The sequence below is a fragment of the Streptomyces sp. TP-A0874 genome (assembly GCF_001748085.1).
Taxonomy (GTDB): domain Bacteria; phylum Actinomycetota; class Actinomycetes; order Streptomycetales; family Streptomycetaceae; genus Streptomyces.
The window spans coordinates 3,130-3,938 of sequence record NZ_BBZK01000018.1; the positions used below are offsets into that span (position 1 = coordinate 3,130).

The 809-nt window shown below is 58.6% G+C and carries 1 rRNA gene (running past one end of the window); it reads right to left on the reverse strand.

The features are described from left to right. Positions 1 to 631: ribosomal RNA gene (locus BGP73_RS21680) — 23S ribosomal RNA — on the reverse strand (it extends 3,109 nt beyond the left edge of the window). Positions 632 to 809 lie beyond the last annotated feature (178 nt).

Sequence of the window (809 nt, forward strand, 5' to 3'; positions counted from 1 at the left end):
CGACGCTCCCACGGCTTGTAGGCACACGGTTTCAGGTACTATTTCACTCCCCTCACGGGGTACTTTTCACCATTCCCTCACGGTACTATCCGCTATCGGTCACCAGGGAATATTTAGGCTTAGCGGGTGGTCCCGCCAGATTCACACAGGATTTCTCGGGCCCCATGCTACTTGGGAATCTTCCAAACGAGCCGTACAGATTTCGACTACGGGGGTCTTACCCTCTACGCCAGGCCTTTCGCATGCCCTTCGCCTATCCATACGGTTTCTCACTCGCCGACCAGCCGGCAGACCAGTCACAGAAAAACCCCACAACCCCGCACACGCAACCCCTGCCGGGTATCACACACATGCGGTTTAGCCTCATCCAGTTTCGCTCGCCACTACTCCCGGAATCACGGTTGTTTTCTCTTCCTACGGGTACTGAGATGTTTCACTTCCCCGCGTTCCCTCCACACTGCCTATGCGTTCAGCAGCAGGTGACAGCCCATGACGACTGCCGGGTTTCCCCATTCGGAAACCCCCGGATCAAAGCTCGGTTGACAACTCCCCGGGGACTATCGCGGCCTCCCACGTCCTTCATCGGTTCCTGGTACCAAGGCATCCACCGTGCGCCCTTAAAAACTTGGCCACAGATGCTCGCGTCCACTGTGCAGTTCACAAACAACAACCAACCACCCGTCACAACCCGCCAACAAGCAGGCCTACACCGGGGTCGGCACCAAGAGAAACACGACCAACGGCCGCACCCTCAGACACCCAACAGCGCGCCCAACACCCCCAGCCACCCCAGCCCACCCTCCACACCC